Source organism: Nocardioides sp. NBC_00368 (genome assembly GCF_036090055.1).
Classification (GTDB): domain Bacteria; phylum Actinomycetota; class Actinomycetes; order Propionibacteriales; family Nocardioidaceae; genus Nocardioides.
Map to the genome: position 1 here is coordinate 1,145,495 of NZ_CP107970.1, position 23,878 is coordinate 1,169,372.

Annotated in this window: 18 protein-coding genes; 14 read left to right on the forward strand and 4 right to left on the reverse strand. The window is 69.8% G+C overall.

Features of this window, described 5'->3' with window-relative positions:
* Position 1 precedes the first annotated feature (1 nt).
* A complete protein-coding gene (locus OG984_RS05395) occupies positions 2 to 490 on the reverse strand; it encodes a nitroreductase/quinone reductase family protein (RefSeq protein WP_328530610.1) in 489 nt (162 codons plus the stop codon).
* Between the two features lie 46 nt (positions 491 to 536).
* On the opposite strand from OG984_RS05395, the gene OG984_RS05400 reads away from it, so the two are divergent.
* The 7 genes from OG984_RS05400 to uvrB all read left to right on the forward strand — a co-directional run bounded on the left by OG984_RS05400 (position 537) and on the right by uvrB (position 11,027).
* The gene (locus OG984_RS05400) at positions 537 to 1,421 is read left to right on the forward strand and encodes a TIGR03619 family F420-dependent LLM class oxidoreductase (protein ID WP_008360056.1); all 885 of its coding nucleotides are present in this window, start codon (positions 537 to 539) and stop codon (positions 1,419 to 1,421) included.
* On the forward strand, positions 1,418 to 2,590 hold the full coding sequence (locus tag OG984_RS05405) for a hypothetical protein (protein ID WP_328530611.1): 1,173 nt from the start codon (positions 1,418 to 1,420) through the stop codon (positions 2,588 to 2,590). Before OG984_RS05400 ends, OG984_RS05405 begins: the two co-directional genes overlap by 4 nt.
* A gap of 45 nt (positions 2,591 to 2,635) precedes the next feature.
* Positions 2,636 to 5,050: a serine/threonine-protein kinase gene (locus OG984_RS05410; protein ID WP_328530612.1), complete on the forward strand. Its 2,415-nt coding sequence runs from the start codon at positions 2,636 to 2,638 to the stop codon at positions 5,048 to 5,050.
* Between the two features lie 49 nt (positions 5,051 to 5,099).
* A complete protein-coding gene (locus OG984_RS05415; protein ID WP_328530613.1) occupies positions 5,100 to 5,894 on the forward strand; it encodes an SDR family oxidoreductase in 795 nt (264 codons plus the stop codon).
* Positions 5,887 to 7,056 carry a sulfotransferase family protein gene (locus OG984_RS05420; RefSeq protein ID WP_328530614.1) on the forward strand — a complete coding sequence of 390 codons (1,170 nt, stop codon included), beginning with the start codon at positions 5,887 to 5,889 and terminating at the stop codon, positions 7,054 to 7,056. Before OG984_RS05415 ends, OG984_RS05420 begins: the two co-directional genes overlap by 8 nt.
* A gap of 102 nt (positions 7,057 to 7,158) precedes the next feature.
* Positions 7,159 to 8,757: a phospholipid carrier-dependent glycosyltransferase gene (locus OG984_RS05425; RefSeq protein WP_328530615.1), complete on the forward strand. Its 1,599-nt coding sequence runs from the start codon at positions 7,159 to 7,161 to the stop codon at positions 8,755 to 8,757.
* 143 nt (positions 8,758 to 8,900) lie between these two features.
* Positions 8,901 to 11,027 (forward strand): excinuclease ABC subunit UvrB, encoded by a 2,127-nt coding sequence (uvrB, locus tag OG984_RS05430; protein ID WP_328530616.1) that lies wholly within the window; start codon positions 8,901 to 8,903, stop codon positions 11,025 to 11,027.
* A 238-nt stretch (positions 11,028 to 11,265) separates the two neighbouring features.
* Here the strand turns inward: uvrB and OG984_RS05435 are convergent, their stop codons facing one another.
* Entirely contained in the window at positions 11,266 to 12,438 is a 1,173-nt protein-coding gene (locus OG984_RS05435) for a macrolide family glycosyltransferase (RefSeq protein WP_328530617.1), read from the reverse strand.
* A gap of 147 nt (positions 12,439 to 12,585) precedes the next feature.
* Between OG984_RS05435 and OG984_RS05440 the strand changes: the two genes are divergently transcribed.
* From OG984_RS05440 to OG984_RS05455, 4 genes are all read left to right on the forward strand, one after another.
* The gene (locus tag OG984_RS05440; protein WP_328530618.1) at positions 12,586 to 14,232 is read left to right on the forward strand and encodes a hypothetical protein; all 1,647 of its coding nucleotides are present in this window, start codon (positions 12,586 to 12,588) and stop codon (positions 14,230 to 14,232) included.
* Positions 14,233 to 14,241: 9 nt separating this feature from the next.
* Positions 14,242 to 15,540, forward strand: coding sequence for an MFS transporter (locus OG984_RS05445; RefSeq protein ID WP_328530619.1), 1,299 nt, complete (start codon positions 14,242 to 14,244; stop codon positions 15,538 to 15,540).
* 65 nt (positions 15,541 to 15,605) lie between these two features.
* Positions 15,606 to 17,180 carry an ArnT family glycosyltransferase gene (locus OG984_RS05450; RefSeq protein ID WP_328530620.1) on the forward strand — a complete coding sequence of 525 codons (1,575 nt, stop codon included), beginning with the start codon at positions 15,606 to 15,608 and terminating at the stop codon, positions 17,178 to 17,180.
* Between the two features lie 52 nt (positions 17,181 to 17,232).
* Positions 17,233 to 19,248, forward strand: a complete 2,016-nt coding sequence (locus OG984_RS05455) for a phosphocholine-specific phospholipase C (RefSeq protein WP_328530621.1) — start codon at positions 17,233 to 17,235, stop codon at positions 19,246 to 19,248.
* Between the two features lie 7 nt (positions 19,249 to 19,255).
* Here OG984_RS05455 and OG984_RS05460 read toward each other — a convergent pair whose 3' ends face one another.
* On the reverse strand, positions 19,256 to 19,873 hold the full coding sequence (locus OG984_RS05460; RefSeq protein ID WP_328530622.1) for a DUF1707 SHOCT-like domain-containing protein: 618 nt from the start codon (positions 19,871 to 19,873) through the stop codon (positions 19,256 to 19,258).
* A 129-nt stretch (positions 19,874 to 20,002) separates the two neighbouring features.
* Between OG984_RS05460 and OG984_RS05465 the strand changes: the two genes are divergently transcribed.
* Genes OG984_RS05465 through OG984_RS05475 form a run of 3 tightly spaced genes read left to right on the forward strand, consistent with a single transcriptional unit; the run spans position 20,003 to position 23,138 of the window.
* Entirely contained in the window at positions 20,003 to 21,259 is a 1,257-nt protein-coding gene (locus tag OG984_RS05465) for a glycosyltransferase family 4 protein (RefSeq protein WP_328530623.1), read from the forward strand.
* A 3-nt stretch (positions 21,260 to 21,262) separates the two neighbouring features.
* The gene (locus OG984_RS05470) at positions 21,263 to 22,030 is read left to right on the forward strand and encodes a class I SAM-dependent methyltransferase (RefSeq protein ID WP_328530624.1); all 768 of its coding nucleotides are present in this window, start codon (positions 21,263 to 21,265) and stop codon (positions 22,028 to 22,030) included.
* A 7-nt stretch (positions 22,031 to 22,037) separates the two neighbouring features.
* Complete coding sequence (locus tag OG984_RS05475) at positions 22,038 to 23,138, forward strand: prenyltransferase (protein ID WP_328530625.1); 1,101 nt, start codon at positions 22,038 to 22,040, stop codon at positions 23,136 to 23,138.
* 86 nt (positions 23,139 to 23,224) lie between these two features.
* Here the strand turns inward: OG984_RS05475 and OG984_RS05480 are convergent, their stop codons facing one another.
* Positions 23,225 to 23,863 (reverse strand): class I SAM-dependent methyltransferase, encoded by a 639-nt coding sequence (locus OG984_RS05480; protein ID WP_328530626.1) that lies wholly within the window; start codon positions 23,861 to 23,863, stop codon positions 23,225 to 23,227.
* Between the last annotated feature and the right edge of the window lie 15 nt (positions 23,864 to 23,878).

The following is a 23,878-nucleotide window of genomic DNA, read 5'->3' on the forward strand; positions in this document are numbered from 1 at the left end:
CTCAGGAGCGGGGTGAGAGGACGATGACCGGGATCTCCCGGTCGGTCCAGGTCTGGTAGGTCTCGAAGTCCGCGTACGTCTCCAGCAGCCGTGGCCACAGGGCCTTCTTCTCCGCGGGGTCGGCCACGCGGGCCCGGACGAGTCGGCGGCCCCTGCGGGGGAGGCGGACCGCGACGTCGGGCTCGGCGCGCAGGTTGGCGACCCACTGCGGGTCCTTCGGTAGGCCGCCCTGCGACCCGACGACCACGAGATCGGCGCCGGAGGTCATGAACAGCAGGGGAGTGGTGAAGGTGCGGCCGGACTTGCGGCCGACGTGCTCCAGGAGAAGCACCGGTGCGGGCTTGCGCCATCCCGCCATCACCCGCCACCGACCGCCTACCCGGCCGTTGGTCAGCTTGAACAGCGCGGCGTTGGCGCGGGCGCCGTACTTGATGACTCTCGCCGTCAGCGGCGAGTCCAGGCCTGCGGGACGATCGAGAGAAGGAGACATGGCGAACACTCTGGCAGAAACTTAGAACACGTTCTAGTGTTGGTCCATGCGCTTCACCTATGCCGAGGCAATGACGCAGGCCGACTACTACGCACCGCTGGCCCAGGCGGCGGAGGCGGCCGGCTACACGAGCATGACCGTGGCCGACAGCCTGATCTATCCCGAGGAGTCCGACTCCACCTATCCCTACACCGACACCGGCGACCGGGAGTTCCTGCAGGGCAAGGAGTTCATCGAGGCGTTCATCCTGTGCGCCCATCTCTTCGCGGTCACCGAGACGCTGCGCCTGACGCCGTTCGTGGTGAAGCTGCCGGTGCGCCCGCCCGTGCTGGCTGCCAAGCAGGCCTCGAGCCTCGCCTTCCTCTCCGGCAACCGGCTCGGTCTCGGCGTCGGCCTGTCCCCGTGGCCGGAGGACTTCGCCGCCCTCGGTGTCGACTGGAAGCGCCGCGGGAAGCGGATGGACGAGTGCATGGACATCCTGCGTGGCCTGACCGACCCCTCCGGCGACTTCTTCGGCTACGACGGCGAGTTCTACGAGTTCGCCCCGCTCCAGCAGCGTCCCGCGCCGACCGAGAAGATCCCGCTCCTCGTCGGCGGCCACGCCGACGCCGCACTGCGCCGGGCGGTCCTCAAGGGCGACGGCTGGATGCATGCCGGTGGCGACGGGGAGGAGCTCGACCGGCTGCTGGTGCGTCTCGCCGAGATCCGGCGCGAGGAGGGCGACACCCGCGACGACTTCGAGGTCCACGTGATCAGCTACGACGCGTACGACCTCGACGGGATCAAACGGCTCGAGGACAAGGGCGTGACCGACTGCATCGTCGGCTTCCGCGACCCGTACGTGAAGGGTGCTGACCCCGAGCCGCTGGAGAAGAAGATCAAGCACCTGGAGTGGTACGCGGAGAACATCATCGCCAAGGCGAACGGATGACCTCGCCGGAGCCCAGCGCGGCGTACGGCCTGACCGAGCCGCTCCAGCGGGCGATCGCGGAGGCGGAGGAGCTGATCGCCAACGCGCCGTTCATCCGGACGGAGGCCGACCGGCTCGAGGGGTATGAGTACCTCTCCGGCCGAATCAGGATGGCCATGCAGACGGCGTTCGACTACGACCTCGAGCAGCCGCTCTTCGTGAACCCGACGCACCAGTTCTCCAAGCAGGGTCTGGACAACCCCGACGCCATCTATCTCAACGCCTACCTGCGAGAAGGCGTCGAGTACGTCGTCCGCGGCCGCCGTGGGACGAGCGCCGACCTCTCGTTCCAGGTGATGGGCGGCGCCTATACCGCGGAGGCCGCCGCGACCAGCCTGATGGCCTTCGACGACCGCAAGCTCCAGGTCGACGAGGACGGGTCCTTCGAGTTCACCTACACCGCCGAGCCGGGCGCGAAGACCCTGATCGTGCGCGAGGTCTTCAACGACTGGGACACCGAGACCCGCGGCACGATCACCATCGAGCGCCCCGACACCCTCGGCCGGCCGCGCCGCCCGCTCACCCAGGAGCTGCTCCGGAAGAAGTACGAGGTCGCCGCCCGGTCGCTGACCGGCTCGATCCAGACCTGGTTCGCCTTCCCCCAGTTCTTCCAGTACAAGGAGCCGGTCAACACCCTCACCGTTCCGGCCCGCACGCCGGGTGGGCTGGAGTCGCAGTTCTCCTCGATCGGCCACTACGAGCTGGCCGAGGACGAGGCGCTCGTGGTGGAGGTGCCGCGATGCGACGACTGCTCCTACCAGGGGTTCCAGATCGGGTCCGACTGGTACGCATCGACGGACTACGAGACCCACCAGACCAGCCTCACCAAGGCCCAGGCGGTCACCGACCCCGACGGCGTGATGCGCTTCGTGATCTCCGAGCGCCCACCCCTGGACGGCGAGCCGATCGCCAACTGGCTCGAGACCACCGGTCACCGCACGGGGTCGCTGATGCTGCGCTGGCAGCGGCTCGAGCGCGACCTCACGGCTGCCGACGGTCCGGTGGTCCACAAGGTGAGCCTGGGGGACGTACGCGACCTGCTGCCGCACACCGAGACGCTGAACCCTGGGGGGTATGCGGAGAGGATCACCGCACGTCAGCGGGCGGTTGCGCGCCGGATGCTCAGCTGAGGTAGGGCGCGACGCGAAGGCGTCGGACGCCTATGCTTGCCGCCCATGGCCAGCCCCCACCACGAGCCACCGACGATCCCGGGTTTCCGGCATCGCGCGCTGATCGGCGCGGGCGGATCCTCGGAGCTCTTCCTCTACGAGTGGCAGCAGGAGAAGGTCGACGTCGCCGTGAAGGTCTGGAACGACCGGCTCGGCGCGGAGATCCAGGACGCGCTCGCCCGGGAGACCAAGGAGGTCGCCGAGCTCGCCGCCCACCCGCATGTGCTGCCGCTGCATGCCGTCGGGGTCAGTGACGACGACCGCTGCTTCGTGGTGATGGACCACCGCGCCGGCGGTGACCTGGAGGCCCGCCGCAGGAGCGAGCGGCTCCCCGTCGCGGAGGCGCTGAGCCTCACGATCAAGGTCGCCGGCGCGCTCGACGTCGCGGCCCGGCACGGCATCCTGCACGGCGACGTGAAGCCGGCGAACATCCTGCTGACCAGTGCCGGGGAGCCGCAGCTGGTCGGCTTCGGAAGCTTCTCCTCGGCCGGACGTCCCGCTGGTGCAGCCTCGTCCTCGCTGCCGTGGATGGCGCCGGAGATGCTCGCTGAGCCACCCGAGCCGAGCGCCTGGGCGGACATCTGGAGCCTGGCCGCGACCTGTTACACGCTGCTGGCGGGACGTACGCCGTTCGAGGGGGTGGACGGCTCCAGTGGCCCGGAGGCGCTGGCGGAGAGGATCCGGGAGTACGAACCCCTCGCGATCGACCGTGACGACATCCCGGCGTCCTTCGAGGAGGCGCTGCGCAAGGCGATGTTCAAGCGCCGCGCCGGGCGGCACTGGAGCGCCGCCGACTTCGCCAAGGCGCTCCAGGCGGTCGAGGGTGAGCTCGGTCTGCCGGTCACGCCGCTCGCCGAGATGCCCGAGCCCGGGGCCGAGGCGCCGGAGCTGGCGACGATCACGGATCCCCCTGAGGAGGTCGCCGAGGTATCCGAGGCCCCTGAGATCCCTGAGACTCCTGAGGCCGCCGTCGTCGAGATCGCACCGGACCCGGTTCCGCCTCCGGTGCAGTCGGAGTCGGAGTCGGCCGCGGCGGGGGACACCGCCGAGGTGCCGATCGTGACCGGGCTGGTGATCGCCAACGTTCCCGAGGACCCCGGGCAGACCGAGGACGACGTCCTGGGGCACCGGGTCGACGTCGACCGGGTGGCCCGTCTGCTCGTCTCTGAGCACACCCAGCTCCCGATCTCGGTGGCCGTCCAGGGGCTGCCCGGGAGCGGGAGGTCGACCTTCCTGCGGAAGGTCCAGGAGCGCGTCGAGTGGCTGAGTGCGCACGACGACGCCTACCCCGCCCGCACCAGGCACGTACGCATCGACGCTCGCCAGTACGCCGACGGTGACGTGGCGAGCGGAGTGCTCGAGAGCGTGCGAAGCGTCGGGAAGAGCCAGCCGCCGCCGCTGGTGGCGAAGCACCAGGCCGCGCAGCGGCGGACCGCCGAGCTGCGGGCCGCGCTGGCGGGACTGCCCGAGGAGGAGACGCAACGCGGCAAGCGCCGGACGCAGCAGCCGATGACCACCAGCATGGCCCTCGCGGCGATGGACCGGGAGGTCGCGGCGTACGAGGCTGCGCTGCGGGCGGCCCCGCCCGGGCCGCCACCGGGCGCGCCCGCCGGCTCGCTGTCCGGTGCCCCGTCCGCGCGGACGATCGTCTATGTCGACGACCTGGACCGGTGCGATCCGGCCACGACGGCCGGCGTGCTGCGGGCCGTCGACGAGCTGGGCGGCCAGGAGGGTGTCGCGGTCGTCGCGGCCGTGGACGCGCAGACCTTGCGGCGATCGCTCGAGGGCAGGGTGGCGGAGCCCGCTGCGTACCTCTCCCGGCTCTTCGACGTCCCGTTCGCCCTGCGTGCGTTCGCGGGCGATCCGGCGGTGCGGTTCATGCGGTCGCTGATGCGCCAGGCGGTGCCGTCGTGGCCTTCCGCGCTGGCCGCGGGCGCCGGTGACCACTCCGGTCGCCAGGGCGTGGTCGCGAGCTTCGAGATGACGCCGGGTGAAGCGCTGTTCGTGAGCGAGCTGGCGAGGTTCTGCGCGACGCCCGGGGGCGCCAGGAAGCTGCTCGCGGTCTACCGGCTGGCGCGCACGGCGCCGGTGAACGTGGGCGCCGGCCAGGCCGGCCACCACGCTCTGGGGATCCTGATGGCGATCCTGGTCGGTGCGCCGGCGCAGGCCTCCCATGTGCTCGGGGCCGTCGTCGAGGCGCTCGCGGCGGGCGAGGACAGCGGGACCTTCCGCAAGCTGCTCGAGCAGGTGGCTCGTGAGCACACCGCCCAGTGCGGGCGGGCGACGTGCAGTCCGTGCTCGGACTGGTCCCGGGTGCTCCGTGCTCACGCCGACCTCGTCCGCGGGCAGCAGGTGCCACAGGAGATCGGGGCGTACGCCGCATGGGTCGACGAGGTGGCGAGGTTCAGTTTCCCGGGCTGACTCCTTTCAGCCCTTCCAGAAAACTGAAACACGTTCTACTCTAGGCGCCATGACTGGACTCCTGGATGGCAAGGTCGTCGTACTCTCGGGGGTCGGCCCCGGCCTCGGTCGCTCGCTGGGCGAGCAGGCCGCGCTCATGGGCGCCGACCTGGTGCTCGCCAGCCGCACCGAGAAGCGACTGCAGAAGATGGCCGGGGTGATCGAGGAGCACGGCCGGCGTGCGCTGGTGGTGCCGACCGACATCACCGACGAGGACGCGCGGCGGCACCTGGTCGACGCCGCTCTGGAGGAGTTCGGCCGTGTCGACGTGCTCCTCAACAACGCCTTCGGCATCCCGCCGATGGACCCGCTCACCCAGATCCCGCTCGACGCGCTCCGGCTGGCCCAGGAGTCCAACGTGTACGCCCCGCTGCGGCTCTCGGCGCTCTTCGCCGACGCGCTCGCGGCCACCCCCGACAAGCCCGGCGGCGCGATCGTGATGATCAACTCGGCGGTGCTCTACCAGAGCCAGCCCGAGTTCGCCGGCTACAAGCTCTCCAAGGGCGCCCTCGCGCACCTCGCCTCCTCGCTGGCCACCGAGCTCGGCCCGCGCGGCATCCGGGTCAACTCCGTCGCGCCGTCCTACATCTATGAGGACGTCAACAAGGCCTACTTCGACTGGATCGCCTCGGAGTCGGGGCGCACCCACGAGGAGGTGTACGCCGAGAAGGCCGCCCCCACCGACCTGAAGCGGCTCGCCACCCCCGAGGAGGTCGCCCGGGCGGCGCTGTTCCTGGGCAGCGACCTGGCCTCCGCGGTCACCGGGACCGTGCTCAACGTGGACTGCGGGGAGTTCCATGACTGAGACGCGCCCAGCAGAGACCGCACCGCGCGAGCGGGCGGACGTCGGGACGTACGAGGACATCTGTGCCGCCGCCACCCGCACGACAGGGCTCGAAGACTTCGGCGGGACCGACCACGAGGAGGGGCTGCGGCTCCTGGTCGAGGACCTGGCCTCGCCGGAGGCCGGGCTGACCCCGGTCGGCAACTACTTCCACCGCGCCCAGGTGAAGTCGGCGCTCGTCGGCCGGCTGATGACGCAGGCCCGGCTTGCGGAGTTCCCCCAGCACCAGGACGTACGCATCGAGCGCCCGATCTTCGTCACCGGGCTCGTCCGCACCGGCACGACCGCCCTGCACCGGCTCCTGGCCGCCGACCCGGCGCACCAGGGCCTCGAGACCTGGCTGACCGAGTTTCCCCAGCCGCGGCCCCCGCGGGGGACCTGGGAGGACGACCCGGTCTTCGACGCGCTGCAGAGCGCCTACCGCCAGCACCATGTCAGCAACCCCGAGTTCATGGGGATCCACTACATGGACGCCACCAGCGTCGAGGAGTGCTGGCGGGTGCTGCGGCAGAGCGGCAAGTCGATCTCGTTCGAGTCGCTGGCCAACGTCCCGCGCTACTCCGCCTGGCTGGCGAAGCAGGACTGGCGTGACGCGTACGAGCTCCACCGCCGGAGCCTGCAGCTCATCGGGCTCAACGACACCGACAAGCGGTGGGTGCTCAAGAACCCCTCGCACCTGGTCGCGCTCGACGCGCTGATGGAGGTCTATCCCGACGCGCTCGTCGTCGTCACCCACCGGGACCCGGTCGTCTCGGTCGCCTCGGGCTGCTCGCTGTCCGCGGAGGCGACCGCCGGGATGTCGACCACCTTCGTCGGCGAGACCATCGGGGCGACCCAGCTCGAGATGCTCTCCCGCTCGTGGCGCTCGTTCGCAGAGGCCCGGCAGCGGTATGACCAGGCGCAGTTCCTCGACGTCGACTACCGCGAGTTCGTCCAGGACCCTGTCGGCACGGTCGAGGGCATCTACACCCACTTCGACATCCCGTGGAGCGACGCCGCGCGCGCCGAGGTCTCCCGCATCGACGCCGAGTCCCGGACCGGGAGCGCGCGGCCCAGGCACGACTACAGCCTCGCCGACTACGGATTGACGGAGGACGAGGTTCGCCGGGCGTTCACCTTCTGATCCGGCGAGGACTCGGCGTGGCGCACCGGACGTGCCCTACCGTTCGGCGCGAGCTCGCCGGGTGCGGGCGCATGAAGCTGCCCAACTCACGGGAGTCGTGTGATGAGTCACGCCGCTGCGGTCCTGGCCTCCGAGTCGACGGACGCGCCTGCCAGGCCCTCGACCAGGCTGGTGGTCGTGCTCGCCCTGCTGGCCGCGTTCGCGGCCTCGATGAGCGTCTACGTCGCCGCCACGCACGCGCTGTCCTACCACGCACGTGACGAGGGGCCGAACGCCTCGTACGCGGTCTCGCTCCACGCCGGCGACCTGCCCACGATCGACTCGCCGGTGGCGCTCGACCGGGACCGCTTCCCGCAGATTGCCCGGGGCGCGAACCGGGAGGCGTTCGACCGGCACCGGATGATCTGGACCGCCAACCATCCGCCGCTCTACTACCTCCTCGGGGTGCCGTGGGTCGCCCTCGCGGACGCGTTCGACCAGCCTCAGGTGCTGATCGTCGGCATGCGGGCGACCAGCGCGCTGGCGTACGGGGTGCTGGTGTTCCTGGTCGGACTGATCGCCTTCGAGGTCACCCCTCGGCGCCCGGCGGCGGCGATGCTCGCGACGGCGATCACGGCCTCGCCGGCGGTGCTGGCGGTCGCGGCGGGGTTCATCATGAACGACAGCGTCGCGGTGGCGGCCTCGTCGCTGACCGTGCTCGCGACCCTGCGCATCCTGCGGCTCGGGGTGACCCGGAATCGGATGATCGTGATGGCGGCGGCCGGCACGCTGGCCGCCGCGACGAAGGCGCCCGGGGTGATCACGGTGATCATGTGCGGTGCCGCACTCGGGCTGACGCTGCTGCTGCGCGACCGCACCTGGAAGGGCTTCCTCCGGGCCACCTGGCTGACCGCGATCGCCACCGCGGTGCCGGGCCTGGCGATCGGCTGGTTCTACGTACGCAACATCGTGCTCTACGGCGACCCGACCGCGAGCGCGGCGCTCCTGGAGCGCTACCAGCGAGTGCAGGTGGACACCTGGTTCGAGGTGATGACCGCGCCCCGCTTCTGGCACGGCTGGTACGACCACCTGTGGGTGCCCCTCCCGTTGCGCGGCACCGGGCTGCACTGGATCATCGACGCGATCACGCTCCTCGCGCTGCTCGGCCTGGCTCTCGGCGTGGTGGCGCGGCTGCGTGACCACGGCCGGGAGCACGGCCTCGTGGTCAGTGCACCCCGGGTGCCGTCGGTGGCGACCGTCGGCCTGCTCGTGCTGATCGCTCATGCGTTCGTGATCATCGTCAACCTCGCCCAGTTCCGCTCCGGGGGCGGCAACCCGCACGAGCGCTACCTGATGACGATCATGCCCCTGGTGGCGATCGTGCTGTCGGTGGGCCTTCTCGCCATCGTCGACGCGGTCCCGTGGGGCGAGATCCGCCGGCGTGAGGAGATCGCCGCAGCGATCGTCTCGGCGTTCCTGCTGGGGATGGCCGCCGCCACCTTCGTCGTCTGGATGCGCACGCAGATCCACCTCGGCCTGGACCGCATGCTGCCCGAGATCAGACCACTTCCGTACATGGCCCTGGGCATCGGCGCGCTCTGCGCGATCGCCGGGGTGTCCTTGCCCCTGCTCTGGCGCCCAGCAGCGCTGGAGCGCCCCTCATCGGTGCGCAGCGCAGCAGATGAGGACCAGCATCAGGCGAAAGCCCTCGCGAACTACTGAGCAGTCGCAGACGACCCAGCGTCGGAGCGCCCCTCGTCTGGACGGAGCGCAGCGGAGGAAGACGAGGGTCAAGCGGAGGCGCTGCGCGGATTGCGGAGCAATCGCAAACAGAATTGTCGGTGGGGCCGCGTAGTCTCGTAACCATGCGTCCTGTCACTGATCTCGAGCGTCGTGTCGCCCCGTTCAAGGTGGTCTCCGACTACCAGCCCTCGGGCGACCAACCGGCGGCGATCGCCGAGATCACCAAGCGGATCCAGGACGGCGTCAAGGACGTCGTCCTCCTCGGTGCAACAGGAACCGGTAAGACGGCAACCGTGGCCTGGACCGCCGAGCAGCTGCAGCGTCCGATGCTGGTGCTGCAGCCCAACAAGACCCTCGCCGCCCAGTTCGCCAACGAGCTGCGCCAGCTGTTCCCGGACAACGCGGTCGAATACTTCGTCTCCTACTACGACTACTACCAGCCGGAGGCGTACGTCCCTCAGACCGACACCTACATCGAGAAGGACTCCTCGATCAACGAGGAGGTCGAGCGGCTGCGCCACTCGGCCACCAACTCGTTGCTGACCAGGCGCGACGTGATCGTGGTGAGCACGGTGTCGTGCATCTACGGTCTCGGCACCCCGCAGGAGTACGTCGACCGGATGATCCGGCTGCGGGTGGGGGAGGAGCACGACCGCGACTCGATCCTGCGGCGGCTGGTGGAGATCCAATACACCCGCAACGACCTCTCCTTCACGCGCGGCACGTTCCGCGTGCGCGGCGACACCCTGGAGATCTTCCCGGTCTACGAGGAGCACGCGGTCCGGATCGAGTTCTTCGGTGACGAGATCGAGCGGTTGATGACACTGCACGCCGTCACCGGCGAGGTGCTCACCGAGGACCAGGAGCTCTACGTCTTCCCGGCGACCCACTACGTCGCCGGCCCCGAGCGCATGGAGCGCGCGATCAACGGCATCGAGGCCGAGCTCGACCAGCAGCTGAGCACCTTCGAGAAGCAGGGCAAGATGCTCGAGGCGCAGCGGCTGCGGATGCGTACGACCTATGACATCGAGATGATGCGCCAGGTCGGGTCGTGCTCCGGGATCGAGAACTACTCGATGCACATCGACGGGCGTGAGCGCGGCTCGGCGCCCAACTGTCTGCTCGACTACTTCCCGGAGGACTTCGTCCTGGTCGTCGACGAGTCCCACGTGGCGGTGCCGCAGGTCGGCGGGATGTACGAGGGCGACATGTCCCGCAAGCGCAACCTCGTCGAGCACGGCTTCCGGCTGCCCAGCGCCCAGGACAACCGGCCGCTGAAGTGGGAGGAGTTCCTGGAGCGGATCGGCCAGACCATCTACCTCTCCGCGACCCCGGGCGACTACGAGCTCGACAAGGTCGGTGGCGACACCGTCGAGCAGATCATCCGCCCGACCGGCCTGATCGACCCCGAGGTGATCATCAAGCAGACCAAGGGCCAGATCGACGACCTGATCGGCGAGATCAACGACCGGGTCGCAAAGAACGAGCGCGTCCTGGTCACCACGCTGACCAAGAAGATGTCCGAGGACCTCACCGACTACCTGCTCGACGCCGGGATCCGGACCAGATATCTCCACTCCGAGGTCGACACCCTCAAGCGGATCGAGCTCCTCCGCGACCTGCGGATGGGGGAGTACGACGTCCTCGTCGGCATCAACCTGCTCCGTGAGGGTCTCGACCTCCCGGAGGTGTCGCTGGTCTCGATCCTCGACGCCGACAAGGAGGGCTTCCTGCGCTCGGACAAGTCGCTGATCCAGACCATCGGCCGTGCGGCCCGAAACGTCTCCGGCCAGGTGCACATGTACGCGGACAAGATCACCCCCTCCATGGAGTCGGCGATCGAGGAGACCAACCGCCGCCGCGCCATCCAGATGGCCTACAACGAGGCCAACGGCATCGACCCGCAGCCGCTGCGCAAGAAGATCGCCGACATCACCGACATGCTCGCCCGCGAGGACGAGTCGACTCAGGAGCTGCTCAACACCTGGGCCGGCACCGAGGCCAAGGGCCGCGCGGGCAAGACCGCGGCCAAGTCCCCGACCCCGATGCTCGGCGACGCCGCCCGCGACGCCCGCGAGCGCGGCCTCGTCGGCCTCCCGTCCTCCGACCTGGCCCAGCTCATCGGCGACCTCACCGACCAGATGAAGGGCGCCGCCGCCGAGCTGCAGTTCGAGGTCGCCGCCCGGCTGCGTGACGAGATCTCCGAGCTCAAGAAGGAGCTCAGGCAGATGATGGAGGCGACCAAGTGAGCGGTCGCGCTCAAGCGAGGAACGAGCTTGAAAGCGCGAGCCGCGAGCGCGGGAGCCAAAGGCGCGAAGCGCCGTCGGCGACGAAGTGACGAACGAACCGGCGTAAGCCGCCTCGCGCCGAAGTATTCGTCATGCGACACATCTCGCCCCGAACCCGCCGAGTTCGTCTCAGACTAACCATCGATCTCGCCGAGTCGGCTCGTCATGACGAGCCGACTCGGCATGGATCGTGTTTGACCTACGCGAGCATGCCCTCGATCAGGTCAGCAGCCCGGCGGGTGCCGCCCTCGGTGAGCGCGTCGGCGCGCAGCTGAGCAGACCGGGCGACCCGGTCGGGGTCCTCGAGCAGCTCGAGCAGAGCCGTACGCAGCGCAGCGGCCGAGACGTCCTCGGCGTCGATCCGACGGGCGACCCCCAGCTCGACCAGCCGGTCGGCGTTCATGAACTGGTCGACCGCCTGCGGCACGGCGATCATCGGCACGCCTGCCATCAGGCCCTCGCTGCTCCCGCCCATCCCGGCGTGGGTCACGAACGCGTCCGCCGCGGCGAGAACGGCGCGCTGCGGCAGCCAGCGGTGCACCTCCACGTTGCCGGGGAGCTCGCCGAGCTCGGCGGGGTCGAGCGTGGTGCCGATCGACATCACGACGTGCCAGCCGGGGAGGGCTGCGTACGCCTCGATGCAGGCGCGGAAGAAGGAAGCGTCGCCGGTGTAGGCCGAGCCGAGGGAGACCAGCAGGACGTGCTCGGCGCCGGCGGGGCGGGTCCAGGTCTCGTCCGAGCCGAGCGCGAAGCACGGCCCCACGAAGGTGACCACGTCCTCGTCGACCTTGTCCGCGTTCGGCTGCATCGCCCGGGGGATGAGCGCGAGCGCGCGCTTCGGCGCCCCGGCGAACGTGTCCAGATCCAGGGTGGTCGCCCCGGCTTCCTCGAGCCACGCCGAGAACCGGTCGAGGTAGTCGTCGTAGCCCGGCAGCTGGCGCACCTGTGCGCCGACCTCCTCGGCATACCCGTCCCAGGCCACGAACGTCGGCGAGAGCTGCACGAACGGGCGCTGCTGCTTCTCGGCGAGCGCCCGGGCGGCGTAGCCGCCGATGTCATAGAGGTAGAGGTCGGCCGGCTCGGTGTCGTAGAACGCGTGCAGATGCGGCAGCACGAGCATCGCGTCATCGAGGAAGATGCCCATCCCGGCGACGGGGTCCTCGGGCCACTGCCGGTCCTCGACGGGCAGCACCGTCGGCATCGGGACCAGCTCGGCCCCGGTCGGCTTGATCGCCTCGGACATCGACTCATGGGTGGCGTACGTGACCCGATGGCCGCGCGCGACCAGCTCCTTGATCAGCTCGAGGCTCGGCAGGACGTGGCTGATCGCGGGAGAGGCGACCATGGCGATGTGGCGCGGTGGAATAGTCATGACATCGCTGGACGCTATCGGCCCGGCGACGGCCGAAGCGACCGAGTATTCGCGTCGACCTTCGCTCACCTGCCCGTCGCGGTCTGTTCACCGCACGTGAGCCGTGGGCCGCGTGTCTCGTCAGTTTTGCGCGTTACGGTCGTAGATGTGTCTGTTCCCCGGGTCTCCGCGTCCCAGTCCACGATCTGCGTCCTGCTGCTGGGTGTGCTCGGCTTCGCGATGAGCGCCCAGGTGGCGATCGCGATGCCGGCTCTGTTCAAGGCGGACGAGCGGGCTCATGCGGCGTACGCGGTGGCGCTTTCCCAGGGGACGCTCCCGACGATCGACACCGACATCCCCGACGACCCGGCGCGCTACCCGCAGCTGGCCGAGAGCCTCTTCGGGGCCGACGAGGCCCACCGCGACATCTGGGTCGCCAACCATCCGCCGCTGTTCTACGTGATGAGTCTGCCGCTGGTGTGGCTCGGCGACGCGGTCGGCTCCCCGGGGCTCACGCTGCTCGGCATGCGGCTGCTCAACGCGCTCGGCTTCGCCCTGACCACGATCATGGTCGGTCTGCTCGCGCGCGAGCTGGTGCCACGACGCCCGGCGGTGCCGGTGATCGCCTCGGCGATGTGCATCGGCTGCGGGGCGATGACGTTCCTCGGCGGCGGGATCTACAACGACGGCTGGTCCTCGGCAGCGGCATTCATGACGCTCTTCCTCGGCTTCCGGATGATCCGGCAGGGGGTGACCCGCGAGCGCCTGGTCGCCGCGGCCGCGGTGGGCGTGGCGGCCGCCGGTCTCCGGTCGACCGGCCTGGTCGCGGTCTTCTTCCTCGGCCTCTGCGTGCTGGTGGCGATGTGGCTGCGGGAGCCGTCGCTGCGTACGTTCCTGAAAGGTTCCTGCTGGCGTGCGGTCGGGATCGCGGCGTGCATCGGCATGGCGCCGGTGGTCGTCTTCGGCTGGTTCTACGTGCGCAACATCCAGCTCTACGGTGACCCGACCGCGTCGGGCTCGCTCTTCGAGAAGTTCGGGCGCGAGCCCAACGGCACCACGCTGTTCCAGCTGGTCAACCCCGAGTTCTACGGCCATCTCCTCGGCAGCCTGTGGACCGACGGCAACATCGCGAACCACTGGAGCCAGGCGGCCGCGATCGTGCTCACGCTCACCCTGGTCGGTCTCGTGCTCGACGCCGCTGCGAAGGCCAACCCGCGTCGCACCGGGGTGCTGCAGCGCATCCGCCTGGCTCCGCAGAGCACGATGCAGCACCGCCAGGACCTGGCGATCTGGGCGCTCCTGGGCGGCTACTGCGTGCTGATCCTGGTCAACGTCGCCGGGTTCATCGCCGGTGGGGGCTGGATCCACGCGCGCTACGCCGTCCCGTTCCTGCCGTTCCTCGCCGCGGGCGCGGGGATCGCCGCGCTCCGTCTGGGACGCCTCCTGCCACTGCACGTCTCCACCGGCCCGAACACCGGCGGGACCGCGCTCGACGAGGCGCGCGACCTGCGGATCGGGCTCGGCGTCTCGCTCGCCTTCATGGTCGTCGGCCTGGTGTGCCACCTCGACACCGAGCAGTACGTCGACGGGCCGGTCAGCAGCACCTTCGCGCTGGTCGCCCTGGTGGCGGCCGACCTGGTGATGTTCGCGGTCGCCGCGTACGTCGCCACCGAGCTCCGGCGGCGGATGCGGCCCGGCACGTTCGACCGCGTTCCGGCTCTCTCCGCACCGGTGTCGACCGGTCCTGTGACCGACGTCGCCCCCAGCCGTCCACGGGAGAGCACCGGCAGCTCGACCACCCCGAAGACACCGTAGCCTCTCTATGTGAGCCACGAAGACCCTCAGTCATCCGCACGCTCATGGCTCGTCTGGGGCATCGGTGTCGCGGTCTACGGACTGGCGGTCTTCCATCGCAGCAGCCTGGCAGTCGCCGGCCTGGTGGCCACCGAGCGCTTCGGGATCGGCGCCAGCCAGCTGGCCGTCTTCACGATGCTCCAGCTGCTCGTCTACGCGTTCATGCAGGTGCCGGTCGGGCTGCTGGTGGACCGCTACGGGTCGCGTACGGTCCTCTCCGCCGGCGCCGTCATCCTGGCTCTGGCGCAGGCCGGCTTCGCGTTCGCCGACTCCTACCCGCTGGCGCTGCTGGCACGTACGTTCGTGGGGATGGGCGACGCGATGACGTTCATCTGCGTGCTACGGCTGGTGCCGTCGTGGTTCCCGGCCCGCAAGGTGCCGCTGGTCAGCCAGCTGACCGGCACCGTCGGCCAGATCGGCGCGATCGCGGCGGCGGTCCCGATGACCTGGGCGCTCGGCCATCTGGGCTGGACCCGTGCCTACCTCACCGCAGCGCTGATCGGTCCGGTCCTCCTGGTCCTGCTGCTGCTCTTCGTCCATGACGGTCCCGGTGCCCGGCACCGCCGCGGCGGCGCCCTCAACCCGCGTGAGGTCTTCCGCAGCCTGAAGGCGTCCTGGTACCAGCCCGGGACGCGCCTCGGCTTCTGGATCCACTTCTCCACCCCGTTCAGCTCCCACCTGATGGGTCTGCTGTGGGGCTTCCCCTTCCTGGTCACCTCCGAGGGCCTCTCCGACACCCTCGCCGGCACCCTGCTCTCCGTCACCGTCGTCGCCGCTCTGGCGGCGGGCCCGGTGATGGGCGTCCTCGCCGGCCGCCACCCATGGCACCGCTCGACGGTGGCGCTGACGATGATCGCGGTGATCGCATCCGTCTGGACTCTCGTGCTGGTCTGGCCGGGCGAGGCGCCGCTGCCGGTCCTGGTGCTTCTGATGTGTGTGGTCGGTGTCGGCGGGCCGGCCTCGATGATCGGCTTCGACGTCGGCCGGACCAGCAACCCGCCAGCCCGGCTGGCGAGCGCCAGCGGGATCATCAACCAGGGTGGCTTCGTCGCCGCCCTGCTCGTGATCGTGCTGGTCGGCTGGATCCTCGACTGGCGTACGCCGGGAAGCTCGACCTCCTACACGCCGGAGGCGTTCCGCTGGGCGATGTCGGTGCAGTACCTGTTCTGGGGTCTCGGAGCGGTACAGATCTGGCGTCACCGGCGCGACGTGCGGCGGCGTACGACCCGGGAACAGGTCGCGGCCGGCTCCTCGATGGTCGCCGACTGAGAAGCGATCGCCGCCGTTCGCCCAGACGTCACCTGGACGGCACCGAGGCGCACTAGCTTGTCGAGGTGCCCACGCCTCCGCGCTCGCTGTCCCAGGTAACCGTATGCCTGCTCCTGCTGGGGGTGCTCGGCTTCGCGATGAGCGCGCAGTACGCGATCGGGATGCCGCCGCTGCTGAAGGCCGACGAGAAGCAGCACGCGGCGTACGCCATCGTCCTCTCGCAGGGCGTCCTGCCGACCATCGACACGAACACCCCCGCGGACCCGGTGCGCTACCCGCAGTTCGCCGAGGCACTCTTCGGGCTCGACGAGCCGCGCCGCGACATCTGGGTCGCCAACCACCCGCCGCTGTTCTACGTGATGAGCCTGCCGCTGGTCTGGCTCGGCGACGCCGTCGGCGGTGCGGCAGGGGTCGGGGTCACGCTCCTCGGGATGCGGCTGCTCAACGCGCTCGGCTATGCGCTGAGCATCATCCTGGTGGGGCTGCTGGCCCGCGAGCTGGTGCCCAGACGCCGGGTGGTCCCGGTGCTCGCTGGGGCGATGGTGCTCGGCTGCGGCGCGGTGACCTACGACGGCGGCGCGATCTACAACGACGGCTGGGGCACGGTCGCCGCGTCGCTGACGCTGCTGCTCGGGTTCCGGATGGTCCGTGAGGGCGTCAGCCGGGACCGGTTGATCTGGGCGACCGTCGCCGGCGTCGCGGCGGCCAGCTTCCGCTCGACCGGCCTGGTGGCGGTGCTCGTGCTCGGTGGCTGCGTGCTGGCCGCGCTGTGGGTGCGCGACCCGACCCTGCGTACGTTCCGCCGCGGTGTGCTCCTCGCGGTCCGGATCGGGCTGGCCCCGGTGATCGTGATCGGCTGGTTCTACGTACGCAACATCGTGCTCTACGGCGACCCGACCGCCTCCGCGGCGCTCTTCGAGAAGTTCTCCAGGCAGACCCACGGCGACACGCTCTTCCAGCTGGTCAACCCGGAGCTCTACCTGCACCTCTACGGTTCGCTGTGGGCCGACGACGTGATCCCGAAGATCTGGATCGTGGCCGCCGCGGCGACACTGGTCGTCACCGTCACCGGCATGGTGCTCGATGCCAACGCGAAGGCTCGGCCACGGCCCGACGGGGTGATGCGCCGCGTCGTGATCCCCGGGCCGGAGCCGACGCTCCTGGAGCGCCGGCTGGAGCTGGCCGTACGTGTGCTGATGGGGGTCTACTGCGTCATCATCATCGTCAACCTGGCCTCCTTCCATGCCGGCGGCGGCTGGATCCACGCCCGCTACGCGGTGCCGTTCCTGCCGGTGATCGCGGCGCTGACCTCGCTCGCCGTGCTGCGCGTGGGACGTCGCTGGGTCCGCGGTGCCGACGAGGAGAGGGTCGACCTGCGCATCACGCTCTACGCCGCGGTCGGGTTCATCGTCTCGGCCACGGTCGGCCATCTCCACATCCAGCAGCGGATCGACGGACCGGCGGACGCCTCCTGGCTCTTCGCCCTGATCGCGGCCGACCTGGTGATGTTCGTCGTCGCCGCGTACGTCACCGCGCAGCTGCGTCGCCGGCTTCGACCTGACGTCTTCGGCCTGATGACGCGGCCGGAGGCGAAGTCTTCGCCCGCCGGTCACCTGGCGACCGGTCACGCGTTGCCGTAGCGAGAGCCTGAACCGCGAGGGTGGCCGCCCACCCCCACTTCAAGGAGCTCCTGTGGTTGACATCGATCGTCGTAGGTTCCTCGGACTCGCGGGCGGCGCGACCGCGCTGACCATGCTCGATCAGAGCATCGCGCGAGCCGCCTCCATCCCCGCTGCCCGTCGGACCGGCACGATCCGCGACATCGAGCACGTGGTCGTCCTGATGCAGGAGAACCGCAGCTTCGAGCACTACCTGGGCACGCTGCGCGGTGTGCGCGGCTTCGGCGACCCGCACCCGGCGATCCTGCCCTCGGGCAAGCCGGTGTGGCACCAGCCGAACGGCGACGGCGAGCTCCTCCCGTTCCACCCGGACGTCGATGACCTCGGCGCCGCCTTCCTCGAGGGCCTCCCGCACGGTTGGACCGACGGTCAGCAGGCGATCAACGGCGGCCGCTACGACCAGTGGGTACCGGCGAAGGGCACCACGACCATGGCTTACCTGCAACGGGAGGACGCGGCCTTCCACTTCGCGCTGGCCGACGCGTTCACGGTGTGCGACGCGTACTACTGCTCGTTCATCGGCAACACCGACCCGAACCGCTACTACATGCTGTCGGGCTGGACCGGAAACGACGGCAAGGGCGGCGGACCGGTGCTCTACAACGACGAGGCCGGCTACGACTGGACCACCTACGCGGAGCGGCTCGAGGCCGCCGGCGTGAGCTGGAAGGTCTACCAGGACGAGGGCAACGGCCTCAACGCCGAGGGCGACAACTGGTGGGGCTGGGAGAAGGAGGACGCCTACATCGGCAACTACGGCGACAACTCGCTGCTCTACTTCAACAGGTTCCAGGACGCGCAGCCCGGCGACCCCCTCTTCGAGAAGGCCCGGCGGGGCACCCGTGCGGTCGACGGCCAGGACTACTTCGAGATCCTGCGCGCCGACGTCGAGGCGGGGGACCTGCCCTCGATCAGCTGGATCGCCGCACCCGAGGCCTTCTCCGAGCACTCGAACTGGCCGACCAACTACGGCGCCTGGTACATCTCGAAGGTCCTCGACGCCCTCACCGCCAACCCCGAGGTGTGGTCGAAGACCGCCCTGTTCATCACCTACGACGAGAACGACGGCTTCTTCGACCACCTGGTCCCGCCGCACACCAACAGCCCGCTGGTGCCGGGGGAGTCGACCGTCTCGACCGAGCACGAGCTCTACACCGGCTCCCACGGCGATGGCCACTACGGCCTGGGGCCGCGGGTGCCGATGTTCGTCGTCTCCCCGTGGAGCGTCGGTGGCTGGGTCTCCTCGGAGACCTTCGACCACACCTCGATCCTGCGGTTCATGGAGAAGCGCTTCGGGGTCGCCGAGCCCAACATCACGCCGTGGCGCCGCGCCGTGTGCGGTGACCTGACCTCCGCCTTCGACTTCTCCCGCACCGCCGAGCCGCCCACGCTGCCCGACACGAGCGGGTGGGAGCCCACCGACCGCGAGCGTCACCCGGACTACGCCCCGCAGGCACCGGCGAACGGGACGATGCCCACCCAGGAGCGGGGCTCCCGTCCGGCTCGCCCGACGCCCTACCAGCTCGAGGTCGTCGAGACCTTCGCCGCCGGTGAGATCGCCGGTGAGATCGCCGTCGAGATCGCCGTCGAGATCCGCAACACCGGCAGCGTCGGCGCGCACTTCCAGGCCCGGCTGCTGGCTCCGGAGGGCGCGCCGCACAGCTACACCGTCGGCGCGGGAGACAGCCTCTCGGTGCGGTGGCCGGTCAGCGGCGACTACGAGATCCACCTCCACGGACCCAACGGCTTCTTCCGCTCCTACGCCGGCACGGCGGGCTCCGACCCCGTCACCACCGCCGGGCTGCGGCACGAGGGCCGCTCTCAGCGACTCACCGTAACGGCGCCCGGGAAGGCCGAGATCACCAGTGCGTACGCCGGCAGGATCCGCTCGCGCCACGTGGACACCCGCGCCACCGGCGGTTGGTACGACCTGACCGTGACGATCCCGGGCACCACCTGGTCCCGCGGGTTCGCCGGCCATCTGGAGAACGGGCGTCCCTCGGTGAGCGACCCGCAGCTGGGCGCCTAGCGGGGGCTCACGAGGGATCGGCGGGCCGGTCCTTCTCGGACTGACCCGGCGGGTCGAGGATCGGGGCAGCCGTCTCGGGGGCTGCCTCGATCTCGTCCTGCGATGCCTTCTTCGCCGCCTTCTTGGCGGCCTTCTTCTCGAGGCGGTGCACCTCGCGCTCCACGATCGCCTCGCGGCGTACGCCGGTGCCGACCAGGTTCACGACCAGGAAGAGCATCGGGTAGAGCGGCCAGGGATGCCCGTCGGGGGCGGTGGTGAACAGCCAGATGCCCCAGGTGATGAGGCTGACCATCAAGAAGGTGGCGAGCGCCTCCTGGAGCTCCTTGCGGTAGGCAGCCGCCCCTTGCTCGCGGAGGCTGAGCGCATCGGGCAGGTTCGCTTCGGTCTCCGCCGGAACCGGCGAGACGACCACGAGATCGTCGACGAGCGCGGGCAGCTCGCCGAGCGTACGCGCCTCGAGCAGGGTGCCCACCCTCTCGTCGTGCTCCTCGCGGGTGAGCCGGCCATCGGCGAACGCATCGGTCAGCACGGTGCGTACGACCTCCCGATCGGCATCGGAGGCGCGCATGCGTGCGTTGTCGGCCTGCCTCGGGTCGAGGCGGAACCGGGTCCAGAAACCCTCCACAGCACCAGCCTAGACGCCCAGCCCGACACCGTCTGTTGAAGCGGCTGCATTAGAGTGACTGGCGCTGGCTACCTGCTAGTATAGAACACGTTCTAGTTTTGCTCTGCCTAGTTTCGAGGGAGGTGGCGGATGCGGATCGCTCTGCTGTCGTATCGCAGCAAGCCGCACGTCGGCGGTCAAGGCGTCTATATCCGCCATCTGAGCCGGGAGCTCGCCAAGCTGGGGCACACCGTCGAGGTCTTCTCCGGTCAGCCCTATCCGGATCTCGACCTCGAGGGGGAGGGCGTCACCCTCACCAAGGTGCCGAGCCTGGGCCTCTACGAGGAGCCCAACCCGTTCGGCAACCCGAAGCTCTCCGAGATCCGCGACCTGGTCGACGTCGAGGAGTGGGCACGGATGCGCACGGGTGCGTTCCCGGAGCCGCTGACCTTCGCCAAGCGCGTGCTCCAGGTCCTGAAGGAGCGTGCCGGCGACTTCGACATCGTCCACGACAACCAGACGCTGGCCACACCGCTGCTGCGCATCGAGCCGGAGCTCGGGCTGCCGCTGGTGACCACGATCCACCACCCGATCTCCTTCGACCGGCGCATCGAGCTGGACAGCGCCGTGGGCTGGAAGAAGAAGTTCGGCGTCTGGCGCTGGTACTCGTTCGTGAAGATGCAGGCCAAGGTCGCCTCGCAGCTGCGCCACGTGATCACGCCTTCGGACAACTCCAAGCGCGACATCCTCACCGACTTCGGCGTCCCCTCGGACCGCGTGCAGACCGTGCACCTCGGCGTGCCGGAGGAGTTCGTCCCGCCGACCGGGCCCCGCGTCCAGGGCCGGATCCTGGCCATGGCCAGCGCCGACGCCCCGCTGAAGGGCATCGCCTTCCTGCTCGAGGCCTTCGCCAAGCTGCGTACCGAACGCGACCTGGAGCTGGTCCTGGTCTCCAAGCCCAAGAAGGACGGGCCGACCGAACAGCTCATCGAGAAGCTGGCGATCAAGGACCACGTACGTTTCGTCAACGGCATCTCCGACGCCGAGCTCGTAAAGCTGATGGGCTCGGCGGAGATCGCCTGCGTGCCCTCGCTCTACGAGGGCTTCTCGCTGCCGACCGCGGAGCTGATGGCGTGCGGCACCCCGCTCGTCGTCTCCCGCGCCGGCGCGATCCCGGAGGTCGTCGGACCCGACGACCTGTGCGCGAAGCTGGTCACCCCGGGCGACACCGAGGAGCTCGAGCAGGCCATCGCCGCGCTGCTCGACGACCCCGAGCGCCGGGCCCGCTACTCGGCTGCCGGGCGCGCGCGGGTCGAGGAGCACTTCTCCTGGCATGCCGTCGCCGAGCGGATGACGGCCGTCTATCAGCAGTCCATCGACGAGTTCCACACAGACGAGAGGAAGTGAGCCGTGCTCACCGTTGACTTCGACCGCCTTGGCCTGAAGGCCGGAGAGCGCGTGCTCGACATGGGTGCCGGCGGTGGCCGGCACGCCTTCGAGATGTACCGCCGTGGCGCCGACGTGATCGCGTTCGACCAGGACGCCGAGGAGCTCGCCAAGGTCTCGGAGTGGTTCTTCGCGATGCGCGACGAGGTCCCTGCGGGCGCCAACGCGGAGATCAAGGAGGGCGACGCCCTGTCGTTGCCGTTCGCCGACGGTGAGTTCGACCGGATCGTCGCGGCCGAGGTGCTCGAGCACATCCACCACGACGTCGACGCCATCAAGGAGCTGGTCCGGGTGCTCCGCCCCGGTGGCACCCTGGCCATCTCGGTGCCGCGCTGGCTGCCCGAGGTCGTCAACTGGAAGCTCTCGGCCGACTACCACAACACCACCGGCGGCCACATCCGCATCTACACCGACCACGAGCTCATCGACAAGGTCACCAAGGCCGGCCGCCCCAACGACGGCACCCCCGGTGACGCGATGATCTTCGAGGGCAAGTCCTACGCCCACGGTCTGCACGCGCCCTACTGGTGGCTGAAGTCGGCTGTCGGCGTCGAGAACGACAAGCACGTCCTGGTGAAGGCCTACCACCAGCTCCTGGTCTGGGAGATCATGAAGAACCCGCTGCCGCTGCGGCTGGCCGGGAAGGTGCTCGACCCGGTGATCGGCAAGAGCATGGTGCTCTACTTCCGCAAGCCGGGCCCCATCGCCACCGACCCCACCTCGGCTGCCTGATTCGCGGATGAGAGTCGAGATCCCGTACGTCGACGGGGTGCTGACCCCTGCCCAGATCGCTGCCACGGCCGGGTCGATCGCCCGCGCCCAGGAGCCTTCGGGCGCGATCCCGTGGGTGCCCGGCCAGCACACCGACATCTGGAACCACGTCGAGGCGGCCATGGGCCTGCTCGTCGGTGGTCTGGTGGAGGAGGCCGAGGCCGCGTACTCGTGGGTCCCGACTCTGCAGAACGCGGACGGGTCCTGGCCGATGAAGATCGTCTCCGGGGCTCCGGTGGAGACGATCGGCGAGTCCAACATGTCCGCCTACTTCGCGGTCGGGCTCTGGCACCACTGGCTGATCCGGCGTGACCGGGCGTTCGTGGAGCGGCACTGGCCCTCCGTACGCGCCGGGCTGGACTTCGTGGTCGGGCTGCAGCTGCCCTTCGGCGGGATCGCCTGGACGCCGCGCGACCCGTTCGCGCTGCTCACCGGTTCGTCCTCGATTTACCAGTCACTGCGCGCCGGCGTCGCCCTGGCCGACCTGATGGACGACCCGCAGCCGGAGTGGGAGATCGTCGGCGGCCGCCTCGGCCACGCCCTGCGCCACCACCGCGACTCGTTCGAGGACAAGTCGCACCACTCGATGGACTGGTACTACCCGGTCCTCGGCGGCGCTGTCGTCGGTGCCGCGGGTCACGACCTGATCGAGTCGCGCTGGGACCACTTCGTACGCCCCGGCCTCGGCGCCCTCTGCGTCGACACCAACCCGTGGGTGACCGGCGCGGAGACCTGTGAGCTGGTGATGGCGCTCGACAACCTCGGCGACCACCGCCGGGCGCTGGGGCTGCTGACGGACATGCAGCACATGCGCGCCGACGACGGCGGCTACTGGACCGGCTGGGTCTACGAGTCGCCCGACTACCCCAACCCGAACCCCAACGCGTTCTGGCCTGAGGAGCACTCCACCTTCACCGCCGCCGCCGTCATCCTGGCCGCGGACGCCCTCGGCGAGCGCTACGGCGGCTCCACCCCTGGCTCCGGCATCATGCGCGGCACCTCCCTCGCGGCTCCGTTCGAGGAGCTGGCGTTGGAGTGTGGGTGTGAGAGCGTAGGAATACCCGGTTAACCGGGTATTCCTGCACTCCTCTGGCAATGCAACACCGGAGAAGTGCAGGAAGTGCCTGAGCGGTGTGACTCCTGTGGCGCTCGAGGTCAGCTGAGGCGTCGCAGCACGCGTAGCGAGCCAACCGCGTCGATCTCCTCGAACTGCTTCGAGGCGAGCGCGGGGAGGTAGATCTCCTCGTACGGGGGCCGGCCACCGTCTGCCGGGTCGGGGAAGACGTCGTGGACAAGGAGCAGGCCGCCGGGCATGACCTTCGGGGTCCAGCCGCGGTAGTCCTGCTGCGCGGGCTCGACGCCGTGGCCGCCGTCGATGAACAGGAACGAGACCGGCGTGGTCCACCAGCGGCTCACGGTCGTCGAGGCGCCGATCACCGCGACCACCTCGTTCTCGAGGCCGGCCTGCTCGATCGTGCGCCTGAAGGTCGGGAGCGTGTCCAGCCGCCCGGTGGCAGGGTCGACCAGGGTGGTGTCGTGGTGCTCCCAGCCCGCCTGGTTCTCCTCGCTGCCATGGTGGTGGTCGACGGTGAACACCGTGCCACCGGTCAGCTTCGCCGCAGCACCCAAGTAGACCGACGACTTCCCGCAGTAGGTCCCGATCTCGACCGCGGGTCCGTAGGGCAGCCGCTCCACGGCGTACTCGAACAGCGCGACGCCCTCCTCGGGAGGCATGAACCCGGTGGCGTCGAGAGCGTGCTTGAGCAGATCCGCGGGCATCTCAGGCGTAGACACCCGGGCACCCTAGCC

Excerpts from the sequence above, each read along its gene's own strand:
- OG984_RS05435 (WP_328530617.1), bottom strand. The coding sequence starts at position 12,438 with ATGACTATTCCACCGCGCCACATCGCCATGGTCGCCTCTCCCGCGATC.
- OG984_RS05425 (WP_328530615.1), top strand. The coding sequence starts at position 7,159 with ATGAGTCACGCCGCTGCGGTCCTGGCCTCCGAGTCGACGGACGCGCCT.
- OG984_RS05420 (WP_328530614.1), top strand. The coding sequence starts at position 5,887 with ATGACTGAGACGCGCCCAGCAGAGACCGCACCGCGCGAGCGGGCGGAC.
- OG984_RS05410 (WP_328530612.1), top strand. The coding sequence starts at position 2,636 with ATGGCCAGCCCCCACCACGAGCCACCGACGATCCCGGGTTTCCGGCAT.
- OG984_RS05475 (WP_328530625.1), top strand. The coding sequence starts at position 22,038 with ATGAGAGTCGAGATCCCGTACGTCGACGGGGTGCTGACCCCTGCCCAG.
- OG984_RS05465 (WP_328530623.1), top strand. The coding sequence starts at position 20,003 with ATGCGGATCGCTCTGCTGTCGTATCGCAGCAAGCCGCACGTCGGCGGT.
- OG984_RS05395 (WP_328530610.1), bottom strand. The coding sequence starts at position 490 with ATGTCTCCTTCTCTCGATCGTCCCGCAGGCCTGGACTCGCCGCTGACG.
- uvrB (WP_328530616.1), top strand. The coding sequence starts at position 8,901 with ATGCGTCCTGTCACTGATCTCGAGCGTCGTGTCGCCCCGTTCAAGGTG.
- OG984_RS05400 (WP_008360056.1), top strand. The coding sequence starts at position 537 with ATGCGCTTCACCTATGCCGAGGCAATGACGCAGGCCGACTACTACGCA.
- OG984_RS05405 (WP_328530611.1), top strand. The coding sequence starts at position 1,418 with ATGACCTCGCCGGAGCCCAGCGCGGCGTACGGCCTGACCGAGCCGCTC.
- OG984_RS05415 (WP_328530613.1), top strand. The coding sequence starts at position 5,100 with ATGACTGGACTCCTGGATGGCAAGGTCGTCGTACTCTCGGGGGTCGGC.